Annotated in this window: 17 protein-coding genes; 5 read left to right on the top strand and 12 right to left on the bottom strand. The window is 43.0% G+C overall.

The window, feature by feature from the left end:
• Nucleotides 1-106: 106 nt before the first annotated feature.
• Nucleotides 107-1,648, bottom strand: a complete 1,542-nt coding sequence (locus R8N49_RS06885; RefSeq protein ID WP_318189904.1) for a glutamate synthase-related protein — start codon at nt 1,646-1,648, stop codon at nt 107-109.
• Between the two features lie 156 nt (nt 1,649-1,804).
• Here R8N49_RS06885 and R8N49_RS06880 point away from each other — a divergent pair, with 156 nt between their 5' ends.
• Complete coding sequence (locus R8N49_RS06880) at nt 1,805-2,284, top strand: aminoacyl-tRNA deacylase (protein WP_005376501.1); 480 nt, start codon at nt 1,805-1,807, stop codon at nt 2,282-2,284.
• Nucleotides 2,285-2,459: 175 nt separating this feature from the next.
• On the opposite strand, the gene R8N49_RS06875 is transcribed toward R8N49_RS06880, so the two are convergent.
• From R8N49_RS06875 to R8N49_RS06865, 3 genes are all read right to left on the bottom strand, one after another.
• The gene (locus R8N49_RS06875) at nt 2,460-3,872 is read right to left on the bottom strand and encodes a coniferyl aldehyde dehydrogenase (RefSeq protein ID WP_017820990.1); all 1,413 of its coding nucleotides are present in this window, start codon (nt 3,870-3,872) and stop codon (nt 2,460-2,462) included.
• Between the two features lie 125 nt (nt 3,873-3,997).
• Entirely contained in the window at nt 3,998-4,570 is a 573-nt protein-coding gene (locus tag R8N49_RS06870; RefSeq protein ID WP_047101443.1) for a GNAT family N-acetyltransferase, read from the bottom strand.
• A gap of 104 nt (nt 4,571-4,674) precedes the next feature.
• Nucleotides 4,675-5,133 carry an NUDIX hydrolase gene (locus tag R8N49_RS06865; RefSeq protein WP_005376504.1) on the bottom strand — a complete coding sequence of 153 codons (459 nt, stop codon included), beginning with the start codon at nt 5,131-5,133 and terminating at the stop codon, nt 4,675-4,677.
• 168 nt (nt 5,134-5,301) lie between these two features.
• Between R8N49_RS06865 and R8N49_RS06860 the strand changes: the two genes are divergently transcribed.
• Nucleotides 5,302-6,207 (top strand): DMT family transporter, encoded by a 906-nt coding sequence (locus R8N49_RS06860; protein ID WP_171342914.1) that lies wholly within the window; start codon nt 5,302-5,304, stop codon nt 6,205-6,207.
• Nucleotides 6,208-6,286: 79 nt separating this feature from the next.
• Here the strand turns inward: R8N49_RS06860 and R8N49_RS06855 are convergent, their stop codons facing one another.
• Nucleotides 6,287-6,601: a DMT family transporter gene (locus R8N49_RS06855; protein ID WP_005376506.1), complete on the bottom strand. Its 315-nt coding sequence runs from the start codon at nt 6,599-6,601 to the stop codon at nt 6,287-6,289.
• A 394-nt stretch (nt 6,602-6,995) separates the two neighbouring features.
• Here R8N49_RS06855 and R8N49_RS06850 point away from each other — a divergent pair, with 394 nt between their 5' ends.
• Complete coding sequence (locus R8N49_RS06850; RefSeq protein WP_258490078.1) at nt 6,996-8,360, top strand: endonuclease/exonuclease/phosphatase family protein; 1,365 nt, start codon at nt 6,996-6,998, stop codon at nt 8,358-8,360.
• Nucleotides 8,361-8,644: 284 nt separating this feature from the next.
• Here R8N49_RS06850 and R8N49_RS06845 read toward each other — a convergent pair whose 3' ends face one another.
• The 4 genes from R8N49_RS06845 to R8N49_RS06830 form a co-directional block, all read right to left on the bottom strand.
• Entirely contained in the window at nt 8,645-9,178 is a 534-nt protein-coding gene (locus R8N49_RS06845) for a hypothetical protein (protein ID WP_054574616.1), read from the bottom strand.
• Complete coding sequence (locus R8N49_RS06840) at nt 9,172-9,558, bottom strand: MAPEG family protein (RefSeq protein ID WP_005376510.1); 387 nt, start codon at nt 9,556-9,558, stop codon at nt 9,172-9,174. Before R8N49_RS06840 ends, R8N49_RS06845 begins: the two co-directional genes overlap by 7 nt.
• Before the next feature lie 209 nt (nt 9,559-9,767).
• Nucleotides 9,768-10,673: an EamA family transporter RarD gene (rarD, locus tag R8N49_RS06835; protein ID WP_258489302.1), complete on the bottom strand. Its 906-nt coding sequence runs from the start codon at nt 10,671-10,673 to the stop codon at nt 9,768-9,770.
• Between the two features lie 103 nt (nt 10,674-10,776).
• Complete coding sequence (locus R8N49_RS06830; RefSeq protein ID WP_005376512.1) at nt 10,777-11,499, bottom strand: sulfite exporter TauE/SafE family protein; 723 nt, start codon at nt 11,497-11,499, stop codon at nt 10,777-10,779.
• A 444-nt stretch (nt 11,500-11,943) separates the two neighbouring features.
• Between R8N49_RS06830 and R8N49_RS06825 the strand changes: the two genes are divergently transcribed.
• Nucleotides 11,944-12,474 (top strand): prepilin-type N-terminal cleavage/methylation domain-containing protein, encoded by a 531-nt coding sequence (locus R8N49_RS06825; protein WP_005376513.1) that lies wholly within the window; start codon nt 11,944-11,946, stop codon nt 12,472-12,474.
• Nucleotides 12,475-12,523: 49 nt separating this feature from the next.
• Here the strand turns inward: R8N49_RS06825 and R8N49_RS06820 are convergent, their stop codons facing one another.
• Entirely contained in the window at nt 12,524-13,504 is a 981-nt protein-coding gene (locus tag R8N49_RS06820) for a chemotaxis protein (protein ID WP_025998672.1), read from the bottom strand.
• A 684-nt stretch (nt 13,505-14,188) separates the two neighbouring features.
• Between R8N49_RS06820 and R8N49_RS06815 the strand changes: the two genes are divergently transcribed.
• A complete protein-coding gene (locus tag R8N49_RS06815) occupies nt 14,189-14,797 on the top strand; it encodes a response regulator transcription factor (protein WP_017821556.1) in 609 nt (202 codons plus the stop codon).
• On the opposite strand, the gene R8N49_RS06810 is transcribed toward R8N49_RS06815, so the two are convergent.
• Nucleotides 14,794-15,681, bottom strand: coding sequence for a LysR family transcriptional regulator (locus tag R8N49_RS06810; RefSeq protein WP_017635345.1), 888 nt, complete (start codon nt 15,679-15,681; stop codon nt 14,794-14,796). The two genes, R8N49_RS06815 and R8N49_RS06810, sit on opposite strands and share 4 nt — an antisense overlap.
• Before the next feature lie 157 nt (nt 15,682-15,838).
• A complete protein-coding gene (locus R8N49_RS06805; RefSeq protein WP_258489303.1) occupies nt 15,839-17,209 on the bottom strand; it encodes a GGDEF domain-containing protein in 1,371 nt (456 codons plus the stop codon).
• Nucleotides 17,210-17,213: the final 4 nt, after the last annotated feature.

Raw genomic sequence — 17,213 nt, 5'->3', positions numbered from 1 at the left:
TCATACACTGTTTTTTTAGTTAACGCCAAGTCAAAATTTCAAACATTTCAGCGAATAAATAATTGTTATCAAACATGTACCTATATGCAGAAAATATGGATAGAGATCAGTTTAAGTCCATACCTGAATACTTAATCCCAGACAGCCTCGCCATGTTGTGATCCCAGGTCGCTAAATCATGATGACTAAATTCATTCAGAGCGTGATGACCACACGCCCTCGCCATGACTTTCATGAGCTCGACCGAGGATTCGAAGAAATTTTTCAGTTGCTGGGATGACTTTTCAACGTCGAGACGCTGCCTCAAATCGGCATTTTGTGTCGCAATGCCTGCCGGGCAATTATTGGTGTTGCAGATGCGAGCCGCGACACAACCGATCGATTGCATCGCACTGTTTGCTATCGCTACTCCGTCTGCTCCAAGTGCCAACGCTTTGACAAAATCCGTAGGAACTCGCAACCCACCGGTGATGATTAATGTGACACGGTCACTTATGCTTTTTTCATCTAAGTACTTACGTGCACGAGCTAATGCAGGGATGGTGGGTACACTAATATGATCACGGAACATAGTTGGCGCCGCACCCGTGCCACCACCGCGACCATCTAAGATGATATAATCAGCCCCAGCATCAAGCGCAAACTGGATGTCTTGCTCAATATGGTTGGCACTGAGTTTAAATCCAATTGGAATACCGCCTGTGATGCCACGAACTCTGTCAGCAAACTTTCTGAAATCGTGAGTAGTGTGAAGATCTTTGAACGTTGGTGGTGATATCGATGGTTGTCCCTCGGGGATGCCCCTCACCTGAGAGATCTTACCTACATTTTTATTTGCAGGCAGATGACCACCCGTGCCCGTTTTTGCTCCTTGCCCGCCTTTGAAGTGAAACGCCTGAACATTAAGAAGCTTAGATTCGTCGTAGCCAAATTGAGCACTAGCAAGCTCATAGAAATACCGTGAATTGGCGGCTTGCTCTTCCGGTAACATGCCACCCTCACCAGAGCAAATCCCAGTCCCTGCCAACTCTGCACCTTTTGCTAGTGCAATTTTCGCCTCTTCAGAAAGTGCGCCAAAACTCATGTCCGACACCAACAAAGGAATGGCGAGTCTGAGCGGCTTACGCGCGTTTGGTCCCACAATCAACTCGGTAGACACAGGAACGTCTTCCAACAACGGTTGTGTCGCCATTTGCGCCACCATGATTTGTATAGCATCCCAATGTGGTAGCAAATGCCTAGGAACCCCCATTGCAGCCATCGGACCATGATGACCGAGTTTAGAGAGTCCTTCTCTCGCTAATTGGTGGATAAACTCGAGGGTTGGTTCTTCTTGAGTAGCAGACGCCGTTGGTTTGTCTCTTTTCTCTCGCTTTTGTTCCTGTCCCTCTTTACCGACTTGCTCTGCGGTAAATCGCTTGTGTGTACCATCACAAAAAGGAGCATTGGCGGTATGCTTACATTGGCAGAGATAGGCATCTTCGTCTTTTTCCGCACTAAAGCTCATTGGCTTTAAGCCGGTTCCCGAATGAGACCCATCGCAGTAAGGTTGATTTTTAGAACGCCCACATCGGCAGAAGTAATATTCTTGCCCAGCTTTCAACTCTACTTTGATCGGCTTGTTATCAGCGATGATTGGCTTGCTCATGTTGCCCCCTATTTATTATTGTTAACCATGCTTTCTCGCTGGCTTGCAATAAGCGTAGAACAGGAGCGTAAAGAGCGTCAGTGTCGCCGAGTAAAATGCGCGATTGTCGCCCGACTAACCTATACTTTTTATGGGTCTCATACACGTGGAGGCTATATGACGATTGCAACCCGATTAGATGAATATTTGACTGAGCATAACATTCACTTTCAAACCGTGAATCACAGCCACAGTCATAGCTCGCTACAAAGTGGTGTTGCAGCAGGTGTGCCTTTAATGAATATCGCAAAAGGTGTGATTCTAGAGGATCATGAAGGGCGTCATATGATGGCGGTCTTACCTGCCAACAACAAAATCAGTTTGTCGCGATTAAACGACGAATTTAATGCCACCTTCCACTTGGTGAAAGAGCGTATGGTTTACCGACTCTTCACCGATTGTGAACACGGCGCTATTCCACCGATTGGTAGCCCTTACCACATGTCGACAGTTTGCGATGAAAGACTAGCAAACTTGGAACATGTCTACCTTGAAGCTGGCGATCATGAAACTCTGATTAAGCTGGACCGAAAGGCGTTTAAAGAACTGATGAACGACTGTAGATATCTAAGATTCAGCAGTGAAGTTCTGCATTAAACTTGCCAAGATCTCTCGACACTTCCTGAACAAGGCTCTTTCAACAAGAGCCTTTCTTTGTTTTGTTGGTAGCACGCGATGGAAGTTTCTCGGACTTTGGTGCCCAGCGTTTCAGAGCATATAGAAACAAAAAACCGCCTATTCGGGCGGTTTTTTATCAATCAAATCATAATTATTATCGAACAAAGATCTTTTGGATCGCTTTTATCGCCATAGCCCTACGGCGCATTAATACGCTCGTTCTTGGCAACCATTTCGGTGTGTGAAGAATGGTTTTCGCATGGCTAAAAGTTCTGAATCCTTCCTCTCCGTGATAATGCCCAATACCCGATTCACCAACGCCACCAAAAGGCGCATCTTCAGCGCCAACATGTAAAACCGTATCATTAACGCCGACGCCACCACTGTGGGTGTTGCGTACAATATGTTTGATGGTCGATTTGTCGTCCGACATAACATACAGCGCAAGTGGTCTTTGGTGCTGATTAATGTAGTCAATCGCTTCATCAACGGCATTGTAGGGCTTAACAGGTAGAAATGGCCCGAAGATCTCCTCTTGCATGATTCGCATATTCGGCGACACATCCGTGACCAAATGAGGATACAGAAGTCGTTCCTCTTGGGGCGACGCTTCAACAGTGTGAAGGTTAGCACCTTGCGCTTTTGCATCCTCAAGTAGCGCAGTCAAACGATCATATTGTCGTTGGTTGACAATATGGGTCAGCTTTTGATTCTTGTTGGATTTTAAATAGAGCTTTTCAAAACGTTTTAAGAATAGCGAAATGAACTCTTCGACACGTTCTTGCGGTACAAACGCGTAGTCAGGCGCGACACAAATCTGGCCTGCATTAATGCATTTACCAAACAAGATAGCATCAACGGCTTTCTTCATGTCTGCATCTTTTGCAATGATCACCGGGGACTTTCCACCCAACTCTAACGTCACCGGGGTAAGGTTTTCCGCTGCCGCTTTTGCCACTGCGCGGCCAACACTCGTAGAACCCGTGAACAAAAGGTGATCGAATGGCAGTTGGCTGAATGCTTGTGCGACGTCTGCTTCACCCTCAAAAACTTCGACATACTCAGACAACCCACGGCAAATATCGACGATGACTTTATTAGTTTTTGGCGTAAATTCGCTGAGCTTCATCATCACGCGGTTGCCAGCAGCCAATGCTGTCACTAAAGGCGCAAGGCTCAAAATCACAGGAAAGTTCCAAGGTGAAATGATCCCGACGACACCTAACGGTTGATACTGAACGGTGACTTTAGAAGGTGCGAGCAATAAGCCGGATTCGCGCTTGCTGGGTTTGCACCATTTTTTTAGTCGTTTGAGGGTATAATTAATATGCGAGACCGTTGGCAAAACGTCGGTCATAGCGGTATCAAATTCTGAGCGATAGCCAAAATCGTCACTTAACGCTTCAACCAGCGCTTGTTTGTTCTCAAGCAGCGATTTTTTTAACAAAACGAGGCGCTGTTTACGTTCATCCAAACTAGGATAAGGCTCGGCTGCATATGCCGCTTTTAAGCGTTCGAGGCTTTGCTGTAACAAGTTATCTACTTCAACCTCTGTGATTGCGTTCATGATGCTTCTCCTAGCCTAGTTTCTACCAATGACGCCCCAAGTTAACACGAGCGCAACAATGTTACTATTGTAGCGCTCGTGAAGTTAGAGCTCGAACTCTGATTAAAATATCTCTGGGGTGGATACTACATCAAACGTAGTTCATAAATGCCTAGTCGTTGAGAGCGGTCAAGCATATCGAACTCATGATCAACGTATTCTTTTAATGTGGCGCCTGCACGCTCAGCAATATTGATGCTAGCGATGTTATCTTCCATACAATGGAACTGAATGAATTGTGCGTGCCCTTTCTGCTTCAAAAAAGGGATCAATACTGCGAGCACTTGATCAATCACACGATGGCCTCGCCCATTGTTGGCAAGCCAGTAGCCAATTTCAGTAACACGCGTATGTGAATCCACACCTTTAATGCCAATAACACCCGTAAGCTGCTCATCAAAATAAATTGCACACCAGTGGGAATCCAGCGCGTTACTGTTCACTCGCTGGGAAATGTAGTTAACGGCCTCTCTATGATTCGTGACAGAATCCGTCCAAGGTAGATAGCCCTCAAGGCTCTCTCGGTGAGTGTTCACAACTTCTAGTAAAGCGGACGCGTGTTTCGTGTTGAGGGGCTCAATTGAGACCCTTTGCGAGACGGAAAAACGCTTCTGTAAGTGATTTCCTTGATACGTCTCTTGGCATGTGACTTCATCCATAGATGTTATTCCTTTTTATTGTGAACGCTCAGCGCAAATCCTAACGCTTCATTTTATGAGAACAAACCTCTCTATAAAAACTAATCAAAGCCGTTGCCGTTCATTTAGCCCTTTTGATCGATCAGCGTAAATGGCGTTAGTGATGCCACATCTACATAATGTTTCCATACATGTTCATATAGGTGATGCTGATTGGCAAACGGAGCCAGCTGCTTAGCTTCTTCAAGCGTACACCAGCGATACTCTGTATGCTCTTCGTTAAGAACAACTGATTGGTTAGGCGGACAAAATAGCACAAAACATGGGATAACCATGATACGGTTATTTTTTGCTTCGTAGAACTGCTCTAGAAAGTCTGCTGTATGTAACTCAACTTGGTCAATTAGTGTCTCTTCTTTTAACTCTCTTAAAATGGTTTGCCACCCGGCTTCACCCGCTTCGATACCACCTGCAACATGGCACCAATAGCCACCTTTTACGCGTTTGAGTAACAGCATTTTTTCTATGCCATCAATTTTTGAAATGACAACGCCTGAAACATGCGTTGCTTTTATCGGGATCATGTAAGCTCCTTAAATATCGAGTTTTTATTGTTACGCTGAGAGAGGCAGATTAATTGCTACGTATTCTACTGTTTATTCATCTTGTCGACAGAAGTGTTTGAGTTGAGAGGATTTAATCGCTAACTAAGTATGCTAAAGTGAGATCTGTCGCAACAAATGAGCAGTAAAATGTCCAATTCATTCAACACTATGATTCCCATCGGTGTGCGCTTTATGGTGCTTTCCGCGTTCGGCTTTGCTCTGATGTCGGCTACAGTAAAGCACGTCGGCAACTACGGTATCCCCGTTTTTGAAATCGTTGCAGCAAGAGCGCTCGTTTCACTTATCATTAGTTATTTCGATGTAAAGCGAAAACGAATTTCTGTATGGGGCAATAATAAGCCATTACTATTTGCACGCGGTGCTGTGGGTACGATGGCTCTGATGTGTGTATATTATTCAGTGACCACCTTACCTTTGGCAGAAGCGACGATATTCCAATATATTCATCCGGTATTTACTGCACTACTCGCCGTATTTTTCTTGAAAGAGCGCATCCAGCCGTCAACTTTCCTTTGTATTGCGTTGTGCTTACTCGGCATCTATATCATGGTAAGCCCAGAAACTGGGCAAGGCTCAGATAGCGCTTTACCAATGTTTAGCGTCATGATTGCGATCTTAGGCGCATTTGGTAGCTCAATTGCCTACGTCATTGTCAGAAAACTGAGTCAGACAGAAGACAGCTCAGTGATCATTTTCTATTTCCCGTTGGTTGCTCTCCCCGCTTCACTCTTACTGATTGGCGACGATTTTATAATGCCCGATCTATATCTGACTTTCATGTTGGTTCTAGTTGGTGTCTTTACCCAAATTGGACAATTGGGGTTAACCAAAGCGATGCAAACTCAACAAGCGGGTAAAGCCTCCGCTTATTCGTATATCCAGATCGTATTTTCTGTGTTGTTGGGCATCATTTTCTTTGGCGAGGTTCCGATCATTTGGACGTACGTCGGTGGCGGTCTGATTGTTACAGGCGCATTAATTAATGCGTTTGGTCATCACTTACGGTTACCTTTTATTAAGCGCAACGCTTGATATACCTCGCCAGAACCGTAAACACGACATTTAGAAAAACAGCCAGAGTGACTCTGGCTGTTTTGTGTTTAGCCTAACGTTAAGCTGATATTTTTAACCCTGCGATACCAGCGACAATCATTAGCAAGCTTAAGGCTTTGATAAGTGTTGCTGGCTCATTGAACAGATAAATACTCACGACTGCCGTGCCTATTGCGCCAATCCCTACCCATACGCCATAAGCAATGCCTAAAGGCAAGGTTCTTAACGCAATGCCAAGCAACCAAAAGCTCAATAACATAAAGACAATAGTGAATGCCGAAGCACCGAATTTGGTAAACCCTTGTGAATATTTAAGACCGACAGCCCATGCGATTTCACACAAGCCCGCAATGAAGAGAATTCCCCAAGCCATGTCACATTTCCCAACGAGATGGGGTCGTCCCCGAGAAAAGATAGAGCGGTGAGGTCGTCCTCACTTCTGATTGACTGCTTATTATATACAGAAATTTAAACATAAAAAATAAAACACGGCGATAAGCATACAACTCAAACATCTCATGCACGCTTAAATTCTACGCTTTTCTTTTTAACGGTGGCGGACTCTCTATTTCGCATCAATAACGACACCGTTTTTTAACAATTTATATATAACCTTCTGGTGTTGAAAGTGTTGCATTTATTTCACAAATCACACAAAAACTAATTGAACATGTAAATATGAAAACGTTTGTGTGACTAATATCGCTTAAAACAATGACTGATGACTTTAATATTCAGCCGAATTAATTATAAGGTATGACGTACCCATGAAAGCAATCAAAACCTCTATCGCTGTCCTTGCTGGCGCCGCTCTACTATCTGGATGTAATGACGACACTGAATACGTCAATGTTCAGCCTAAAGAAGTAAAAATAGTGACTTACAACCTCTCTTTTGACCGCGCTACCTTCGAAACTTTGGTAGATGAAATGCAAATTGAACCAACGCAGCAAGCTGCGTTGGTCACCTCTTATTTAGACGGTTCAATCGCAGCCGAAGACAAAACCACTGCGGAAAAAGTCATTCAAATTCGTAACGTTGCAGCAATCATTCAAAAGAATCGTCCTGATGTTCTCATGATGGCGGAATACAACAACGATGGAACAGGTGAAAACAAAGCAGCCATTGAAGGATTCCAGAAGAACTACTTGTCTGTCGCGCAAAGCATCAATGGCGCGGGCGGTGAAGCAAACCTTGAGCCTATTGAATACCCTTATGCTGAATCTTATTCAACTAATACAGGGTTGTTGAGTGAGTTTGATCTCGACAACAACGGAACCGCAGGTCAAATGCCAGGTGATGCATGGGGCTTTGGCATGTACCATGGTCAATATGCATTTGCCCTTATGTCTAAGTATAAAATTGACACGGCAAACACACGTACATTCCAAGCATTTAAGTGGAAAGATATGGAAGGTGCGACAATTCCAACCATTACTATCTGTGACGGTTCGCAAAAGATTCCAGATGGCATGAAGTGTGGTGATGAATGGTACTCAGCGGAAGAATGGGATCAAGTGCGTCTATCTTCGAAAAATCACGTCGACGCGCCAATCATCATCCCAACTCGCAATGGCGAGGAAGTTGTACACTTGTTGATGTCTCATCCTACTCCACCAGTATTCGACACCGGTAAAAACAAAGCGCAAAACGCAGCAGAAGTGGAGTTTTGGCATCATTACATTCAAGGCAAAGACTATTTTTACGACGATGCGGGTAAAACAGGTGGCTTAACGAACGGCGCTAAATTCGTAATGATGGGTGATCAAAACCTTGATCCAGTGGCTGGTGACGGTATTAGCTCTGTAATGCAAGAGCTGCACAACGATCCATTGGTTAACCAAACCGTGATGAATGGTGAGCTTTACCCAACAAGCTTTGGTGCAGCTGAACACGCTGTTGACCGCAGTTCAACTCACCCATATCCGAATCGCATCACTTCAACGTTTGGCTTAGGGGTAGACTATGCCTTGCCTTCAGCAAATTTGAATGTAATAGACTCTGGTGTGTACTGGTCAGCGTCTTATGAAGAAGGCCGTAAACTATTTAACGATGCACGTATCGGTAAGTATGGTGATGGTAAGGATGTATCTTCCGACCATCGCATGATCTGGATTAAAGCACAGTTCTAGACTGCATAAAAAAAAGCCAACCACAAGGAGTCGTGATTGGCTGTATATATTTGTGAACAAGATGGTTCACTAACAACGTCAGTTGGCTAGGTGACTATCGGCTTAGAAAGGGTCACTCATACTAAAGCATGAGGCGTGCCAACTTTTCAGCGCACAAAAACAGGTTGTTATTTAATCACTTTCATTAAAACTTAACCAATAGCTACTGTTTGCTCACCGAATAAATTGCAATTTGCAAACTACCATTGGCATTTCGCAATAAACCTGATCTTTAGCTCTTGCTTTTATTGTTTCCTAGCTAAGTCGCGTGCAAGGATTAACGCAAGTCCGAATACTTGCAAGAAGAGTCCGATATTCTTGTACCAAGCGATCTTTTCATCCTGCTTTGCCATTACCTCATTGAGCTCTACATTCTCAATGTAGTAATTATCGATGCGGTCTCTATACGAAGCTTGTGCCTGATTTATCTTTGACATCAGTTGAGGAAGTTGATCAATTTTTATTTCATCCGACTCGTTGAGAACCCAAGAAGATAAATGCCCTGCTAATACCTCTTCTAGCTCTAAAGGTATCGCTACGCTCTGACTTATGTGCACATGCAGCAGTAAAGCTTCTCTTTTCCTTTCTAGGGTTTCCACACTGTTCCATGCGAGTTGGATGGAATACAAGTTTTTTGCTGTTTGCTCTGCGAGCTGCGATTGCTGTTTACCCAACTTATCAAGGACTAAGCTAGTAACGATGATCGCGCCAATATTCAATACTAATCCAATCAGAACGAGTACCCAAGGTGGTGGAATGTAACGTCGCAGACTTACCATAACTTATCGTATGGCAGGTAAATCATATTTAACACAACCAATGAAAGTATCACCAGAAATGTCACCTGCATCCCTCTAATGCGCTTTTTCAAGTCTTTTTTCAATATGCCTTTAGCATGAATAACTCGACCAATTACAAAAATAATACCGGTGAGATGTATCCATGTTGGGTAAGCACTATTAAATTCTAAAAGTGCCATTAAAATCAGGGTGATGGGGATATATTCTGTCGCATTACTCTGGGCACTACGAGCAATTTGTAGAGCCTCTACCCCACCATCGGCATAAGCAATTTGATTTAAGCGACGTTGCTTAATTACTTGAACAGCCAACCAAATAATGAGTATTGCGAGAATGTTGGCATACAGAGCAGTGATCATATGTCGTCCTTCTTGATCTGGTTTTCACTTATATAAGCGTGTCACTTGGCTATAACTATAGCGGTATCATTATGATAATGCGTCAAATAATCTCAAGTTATGATTTCTATTCGGGCAAAAAACGAAAGCCAATGCTTCATGACATTAAAAATGCCCTCGAATGGAGGGCATAAGAATAAAGAAGCTAATATGTGAGAATATTGAAACCACTATAAGGGGTGTTTGACCAGCTTTTTGCGCCGATGCCCTTTGATAATACTTTCAAAAATTGTTAACAACAGCCCTACCCAAATAAATGCAAAGGTCACCGCTTTCACTTCGTCAAACAACTCGCCAAAAAACATAACTGCCAACACAAACTGCAAGCTTGGCTCGATGTATTGCATTAGACCGACGGTTGATAAATTAGTTATACGTATTGCGATAGAATAAAATACAAGTGGTAAAATTGTGATAGGTGCACTGCCAAAATACAAAAGCAATGTTGTGGTATCTGTGCCCGAAGCCAGTTCACCAGTTGCCCATTGTCTATAGAGCAAATATGCGAGTGCAACTGGAGTCAGTAACAACGCCTCAACAAACAAGGTTGTACTCCAGTCATAATTTATCTTCTTCTTGTACAGCCCATACAAAGCAAAGAACAACCCCATCGTTAGTGCGATAACGGGTAGCTGACCATAGTGAATCACTTGATACATAACACCAATTGTTGCCAACACTATTGCAATAAGTTTGCCTTTTGAGAGCCTATCCCCAAGAATAAATACGCCCAGCGCAACAGATACTAATGGCCCAATAAAGAAGCCTAAGCTGGCATCGATGACCCGATGATGGGTCAAAGCCCAAGTGAACGCACTCCAAGAAATACACATCAAACTGCTCGCCACAAACGTGTACCACAAGGATTTTTTATCAAGCCAGATTTCTTTCCAATTCAGCCCTCGACGGGTTATCCCAAGTACAATTAGAAACCCGACAGGTACAGACCCAATGATTCGCCATGCTAGCAACTCATCCATAGAAGCATTTGGTAAATAACGATAATAAATTGGTAGCAATCCCCAGATCACAAAGGAGAATGCTGCCATAAAAGTGCCATAACGAGTGTTATTCATAAAACTATCGCCCATCTAAACGACCAATTTGGCGTAAGTAAACAAGTCCGCCTTACATAAAAAAGGAATGCAATCCCGCAGTGGCTTTATGATGCAGATGGCATTATTGGCTCAACGCTTGTACGACGGCAGTAAAGCCACTCACAAAACACAACACAAGTGCCCCAAACCGAATCTTTTCTTTTGGTAACGACTGGGTAGTTTTCATTGCTAGCCAGTAACCAAGCGCCGCAGCAGGTAATAGAGGAATAGTAATGACCAAATGATGCAATGTGAAGAAGCCCACTGGGATTTGTACTATTAGTGAAATAATCGAACTGAAAACAAAAAAAGCCGATAAGTTGCCGCGTAACTGATTTGCTTCTTGATGCTGCAACAATAACGCCATCGGAGGGCCTCCAATCGCAGAACTGGTACCAAACAACCCAGAAAAGAAACCAGCACATGTCATACGCGAAGGCGTAGGCTCAACCCGAAACGGTAAAACACTCACCACGACTGCAAACAGCACCAACAAACCAATCCAAAGCGTGAGAGTTTGTGTAGATACAAAAAAGAGTAGCAAGCCACCAGCAATTGATCCCGGCACTCGCCCAATCAACGCCATCTTTAAGCCGCCGATTTCAACACTACTGCGGTGCTTCATCGCATTCATCAACGAAATAAATAACGCGACTAAACAGATTGGCGCAGGAACATATTCTGGCGCCCAAAGAATCAGTAAAGGTGCGGCAACAATAGCCAAGCCAAAACCGATTGCGGTCTGGACATAAGAGCCAAGAAATATCAAACCTATTGCAAGGAAGTTTATCGAATCGAATTCCATTTAGATTATTCTTATATTTGAAAAATAAACACAAAACCAAAGCACATTCGCATGATGAATACCTCAGGCATACTGCGATATGAATTCCGCGTAGCATTCATCAAAGTGAATAAAAAGACAATCCATTTGTGCGGTTCGCCCTCATTTGCATTTTGTATTTCATTCCGCTGATGTACATGTTTGCTTACATCGAAGAGGATTCATGCTCGCCTGTTCACGCAGCATTTCTTCAGCGGAATTAATGACCTCTTAAAATCTAGCAGAATTAGACCCATGAATTCTCCATTGCATTTAATGGATTCAGTCAATTAGTGCGGCGTCGGTATAGCACTTTACAACTCACCTCTTTATACTACTGATCGATTTATCATTACCGTACTTATTTACACAATAAACAAGTGTACGGTCAGTGTTTTTCTACCTTTAACTTGCTGTGAAAATAATATGAAAAAACAAACGGGATTTACTCTAATAGAGTTAGTCGTAGTTATTGTCGTGCTCGGTATTCTTGCTGTCACTGCCGCGCCACGCTTTTTAAACCTTCAAAGTGATGCACGTGAAGCTCGTTTGGAAGGAATGAAAGGCGCTATTGCGTCAGCATTAGGCGTCGGTTATGGGAAAATGGCGATTGCGGGATTGGAAAGCAAGCCTTACGTTTCAAACTTCGTAGACAGTGCTTTAATGGCAGATTTACCATTTGACGGCTGTAATATTGGTGGTTCAAAGCGCTGTGTTTTTTTATATGGATATCCTGATTCTGATAGCGAATCGATGAAGTTACTCGTGCAAGGACTGAACGAAGAAGACTCGGATTGGAAAACATTTCATCACCCGGCTGGTTCAACAACTCGCGAAATGGTCATTGCGGCAGCCGACGAAAAAAGAGCTAGCCTTACACAATGTGGAATTTTATATGGGCCACCGCAGACTCCAAACGAGAGTTACACCTTAGATATTCTTCCCTGCCCTCAATAAAAATAAGGCTGCCAATCGGCAGCCTTATTTGTTTCATCTGATCGGTTTTTTACGCAAAGTTAAACACGTATTTATCCATCATATTCACCATGCGGCCAATCTCTGGCTTGGTAATCGTATCATTTGCGCCAAGAGATAGTGCTTTCGCTCGGTTATCCTCACTCATCAATGACGAGAACATAATGATCGGCATTTCATGAAACGCTTCGGTATCGCGTAGTCTCTTCACTAAGTGCATACCATCCATTCGAGGCATTTCTACGTCCGTAACCACCGCATCTAATAGCTCTTTAACTGGCAAGTTTTCTTCTTTCGCAACCTCGATCAAGCTCATCAACTTCTCATGCGCCTCACCACCGTCTTTACATGTGATCACATTGTAGCCTGAAGAAGCTAATGTATCTTGGATCAAAGAGCGAATAAATGCTGAGTCATCCACCACCATGATCGTTTTAGCATTACGCTTACCGACCATTCTCTGGTTGAGATCCACCGACTTGTCCCCTTTCACATCGTATTTTTCCATACTCAATTCTGGGTTGATGTCTGCGATGATTTTTTCAAAGTCGAGAATCATGATCAGGTTGCCTTCTTTACGGACAACGGCTACTACACAATCTTGTTCGCCCGCTTCCAAAAACTGACTTGGTGATTCCACATCATTCCAAGAGATACGATGAATACGCGAAATGCTGTCAATTAAGAAGCCATTGGTCATTTTGTTGAAATCCGTAACGATTACAAACTTGCGCTCCAGATCTTGTCGTGTTGGCACACCTAACCAACCAGCTAAATCCACTAAAGGCGTCAGTACATCTCTGGATGAGAACACACCAATCATATGAGGTTGTGCGTTTGGATAATCGGTTGTTTCTGGCACGCGAATCACTTCTCGTACTTTCGCAACGTTAATGCCGTAATAACAAGTTTTTGTGCTGCCATCTGGCAATGTTTTTTCTAAATGAAACTCGATGATTTCAAGCTCATTGGTACCACTTTCTGTCAAAATGGTGCTGGTTACGTTACTCATAAAGCCAATTATCCAACCAAAAATACGCATCAGAAAAAGTTTGATGCAAACGCCATGAGAAGCCATTCTCTGGCTAAAAATCCAAAAGTCCTTTTTAGTCGTTACAACAAAATTTGTAAACCATCAAAAGGACGGCTAACGCACATTTCCATACCAAACCATGTAAAATTGTCTCATTTTTGAACACGACATTATGAGTGGCCAAAGTGCGAATTAACACCTCCACTTTTAGCGGCAGAGTCAATGAAAAGTTTAGAAATAATTTGAAGTGATGTTCAGCGTCAATAGCCAAACCTATCCAACAGATATCAGTACAAAGTTGGCTAGCGTGCTCATGCCTGGTGTAGAACAAGCTCTCTTCAAGTGGCTTGGTATAAAACTGCGCTTGCTAACACACGGGTTTAAATCGAAGCGCTAGAAACATCACAAGAAAATCTGAAGGCATAGAACACTGAAAGAATACTTTCAGTTTGTTAGTTTTCTGTCAGCGTAAGTTTTAAGCAATTATCCTATCACTAGGTGCTTCAATACCTGAGCTCGTTATTCCCATAATCAAGACACTGATTTTCACTTTTGGAAAGAGTCATTTTCCTTCCTCTTAGCAAGGTTTTTCCTACAATCCTATTCATCCAATTGCGCTGTCGCCTGACAGCACACTAGTTGATGTATTAGGTGAGGTTAACTTTGAATAATGTTCTTATTATCGACGCTCAACCATTGTATAGCGAAGCACTTGCTTCTCTAGTTGAATCCGTAATCAACGCAGCTGAAGTGATTCAAACCACTGACAGTGCGGAAGTGATGGATCTTGTTCGAGGCCAAAAGATTGATTTGATTATTCTAGACGTAGTGCTTGGCGACCGCGATGGTATGCGTTTAGCCAAAAACATTTTAGCGACGGGATATCGTGGCCGACTGTTATTTGTTTCTTCACGCGACTACTCGAGTCTTTCTAAAGCAGCGTACGAAATGGGCGCAAACGGCTTCTTAAGCAAACATGAAACAAGAGAGACCATTATCGACGCAATTGTGAGTGTTTCACGCGGTTACTCAATGTTTAAGTCGACTCACACACCATCGTCGGGTAACGTAACACTTTCAAATCGCGAAGCCATGGTGTTCCATTATCTTGTACAAGGCTACTCAAATAAGAAGATTTCTGAACAACTTTCACTCAGCGCTAAAACAATCAGCACCTACAAAACGCGTATTCTGAAAAAGTACCATGCGGACACGTTGATTGAACTTCTGCATACTATTCCTCAGTCAGAAAACATTGAGTTTTGCCGCTAAGCGCTCATGTATTTTGCAATAGCACCGATTAACAACTGGTGCATTGCATCATGTCTTAAGCTTTGCTTCACCTGTACAACCACTTTTGGCCAGCCATCTGGGTAAAAATGCTCTGGCACTCTTATAAATTTATATCCATCAATTGGCGCCTGATATTCAAGTAGCACGGTTGCGGCGCTTTTTTGCTTAATTAGCTTCAATACGCTGCTTACGTTGTCTAGAGCCGCAATACGGTTGATGACCATACCGTGGCTTTCCATTGCACGCTTAACGAGCTGCTCTTTCTCTTTCCAACCGATAATCTCTAACATGATAAAGGGAAGTTTGGCCGCTTCTTCCAGAGTGGTAATTCCCAGCTCTTCAGGGACAACTACCACAGCAGGCGCATAGCCGATGAACTTCTGATAAACAGATTTCGGAACATCCTCGTTGAAGTAATGTAATTGCGCATCCACTTTGCCTAGGATTATCTCTTCTATCGTATACTCTGTAATCGTTGCTATCGAAATGTGCGCCTTGGGAAACAGCGCCATTAAATCCATTGCAAGTAAATGCCCAAATGAGTATTGAGCGGTTTGCGGTAAACAAATGGTGATGTCTTTTTCGTAATTTTCCGGTTCAAACTCATCTCTAATTAGACAAGTTTCAAGCTTCTCGAGTGCATCGGAAATTTTAGGTAATTGACGTTTTAAATAGTCCGTCGGTTCCATGTGGTGAGGATGCCGAATAAACAATTCATCGTTTAGCTGGAGTCGCAATCGGGCAAGGTATTTGCTAATTGACGCTTCGCTCTTCCCCATCGCTTTCGCAACGGGCTTGAGCTGACGGTGCTTATCCAGTAAGACAAGTATTTTAAGTAAGTTTAAGTCGAGATCTTTGTTCACGTGCGACACCAGATGTAAGGTCGAGAATAAATAGAGCAATCACTATTTGTTGACAGCTCTAATATAAAAGACCACTCATTCTGTTTGGTCAAATTAATCAAACAGTTATGTCATGGTTATGTTCCGTAACTTAACATTTAGTCAATACTAGACCTGCTTAATGGGACTTTTGTCTGTGTTTTTTCATCTCATAGAGATCTTCATCTGCACGTACAATAACGTCCTGAAGCGTTTCGTGTAACTCATTCGCCGCGATACCAGTACTCACACTAATTTCGATATCCAAGGTCTTTAGTCGGTTATCTTTAACGACACTACGAAGCTTCTTCGCCAATATTGAAGATTGACTGATACTGCAACCCGGCAGAATCGCAACAAACTCATCACCACCAGTTCGAACTAGATAATCACTATTTCGAAACACTTTAGACATGGCATCAGCAATAATTCCAATAACTTCGTCCCCTACATGGTGACCGTAATGGTCATTGATTCGCTTGATCCTATCGCCATCTATTGCAATGACGGAATATGGCGCGGTTTCCAAACGACGTTTGAACTCGCTATCTTGAAAGACTCTGCGGTTAAACAATCCCGTTAAATCATCTTTCGTCACGTTCGTCAGTGCTTTCGCGAGGCGAAGTTTGCTCTCTTTAGATTCATAAGCTTTGTTGTAATACGCTAAGGTTACGAAAAAGAAGATGATAAACAAGAACACGTAATCCAATACAATTTTACTGAATGGGTACATGTAAACGATAAGATTGTTGTTGTCTGCGACATATGATTGGGTGTACGCGAATGATGGAAAGGGGTAGCCAGCGAAATAAATCACCATTTGCTTGTTCCCATTCGCTATTTGAACATCCACCGCTTTCCCATCATTATAAAGCGGCGAGAGGTACAATTGTTCCGAGAACTCCCCCACTAACTCACCTTGAAAGTAAACCGGACTCATGATGCTTATCGCCATGTCATCGGAGTATGTCGTTTTAAATGGTAGGGAAAACAATACCCGGTCCGTCAGTTGCTCTTTCCACGCAGCTAACACACAAGAATAATTACTTTTACACCAATCAACATCAAATGTGGCTTTCACTCCCTCTAACGCTTCAATCGGTCTCTCTAAGATGAGTTTGTTTCCAGTATAAGAACGAAAATACATAACGGCATTTTGTCGATTGAACGCATTTGATAAATACGCTTCAGCCTGATGAAGCGATTTCCGTGCAACAGCTTCAACGTAATTAAGTTTTTCATAAGGTGACAGGGAGTAAATCGCATCTTGAAAGCTCAGCTCTGTTTGCGCTTCTACTTCACTCACGCTCATGCCTTTGTATTGCTCGAGCTGCGCTTCCGTCAATAGCCCCATGAGAATTACTTTTTGTTTTATTTTGGCTAAATTATTCGCGTAAGTGTTGAACTGCTTTACTTCATAAGAAATTAACACCGCACCAATCATTGTGACAGAAGTGACGAATAGTAATGTTGCGATGAAAAGAGACAACGCGATACTTTTAAGTGTCATGATG

This window comes from Vibrio sp. 1978 (assembly GCF_033344345.1).
Note: the sequence above shows the minus strand (reverse complement) of the source record. Positions and strands in the feature narration are given on the sequence as shown.

Bases quoted from the DNA above. Each gene is read 5' to 3' on its own strand.
- R8N49_RS06885 (WP_318189904.1), bottom strand. From the start codon at position 1,648: ATGAGCAAGCCAATCATCGCTGATAACAAGCCGATCAAAGTAGAGTTG.
- R8N49_RS06880 (WP_005376501.1), top strand. From the start codon at position 1,805: ATGACGATTGCAACCCGATTAGATGAATATTTGACTGAGCATAACATT.
- R8N49_RS06875 (WP_017820990.1), bottom strand. From the start codon at position 3,872: ATGAACGCAATCACAGAGGTTGAAGTAGATAACTTGTTACAGCAAAGC.
- R8N49_RS06870 (WP_047101443.1), bottom strand. From the start codon at position 4,570: ATGGATGAAGTCACATGCCAAGAGACGTATCAAGGAAATCACTTACAG.
- R8N49_RS06865 (WP_005376504.1), bottom strand. From the start codon at position 5,133: ATGATCCCGATAAAAGCAACGCATGTTTCAGGCGTTGTCATTTCAAAA.
- R8N49_RS06860 (WP_171342914.1), top strand. From the start codon at position 5,302: ATGTCCAATTCATTCAACACTATGATTCCCATCGGTGTGCGCTTTATG.
- R8N49_RS06855 (WP_005376506.1), bottom strand. From the start codon at position 6,601: ATGGCTTGGGGAATTCTCTTCATTGCGGGCTTGTGTGAAATCGCATGG.
- R8N49_RS06850 (WP_258490078.1), top strand. From the start codon at position 6,996: ATGAAAGCAATCAAAACCTCTATCGCTGTCCTTGCTGGCGCCGCTCTA.
- R8N49_RS06845 (WP_054574616.1), bottom strand. From the start codon at position 9,178: ATGGTAAGTCTGCGACGTTACATTCCACCACCTTGGGTACTCGTTCTG.
- R8N49_RS06840 (WP_005376510.1), bottom strand. From the start codon at position 9,558: ATGATCACTGCTCTGTATGCCAACATTCTCGCAATACTCATTATTTGG.
- rarD (WP_258489302.1), bottom strand. From the start codon at position 10,673: ATGAATAACACTCGTTATGGCACTTTTATGGCAGCATTCTCCTTTGTG.
- R8N49_RS06830 (WP_005376512.1), bottom strand. From the start codon at position 11,499: ATGGAATTCGATTCGATAAACTTCCTTGCAATAGGTTTGATATTTCTT.
- R8N49_RS06825 (WP_005376513.1), top strand. From the start codon at position 11,944: ATGAAAAAACAAACGGGATTTACTCTAATAGAGTTAGTCGTAGTTATT.
- R8N49_RS06820 (WP_025998672.1), bottom strand. From the start codon at position 13,504: ATGAGTAACGTAACCAGCACCATTTTGACAGAAAGTGGTACCAATGAG.
- R8N49_RS06805 (WP_258489303.1), bottom strand. From the start codon at position 17,209: ATGACACTTAAAAGTATCGCGTTGTCTCTTTTCATCGCAACATTACTA.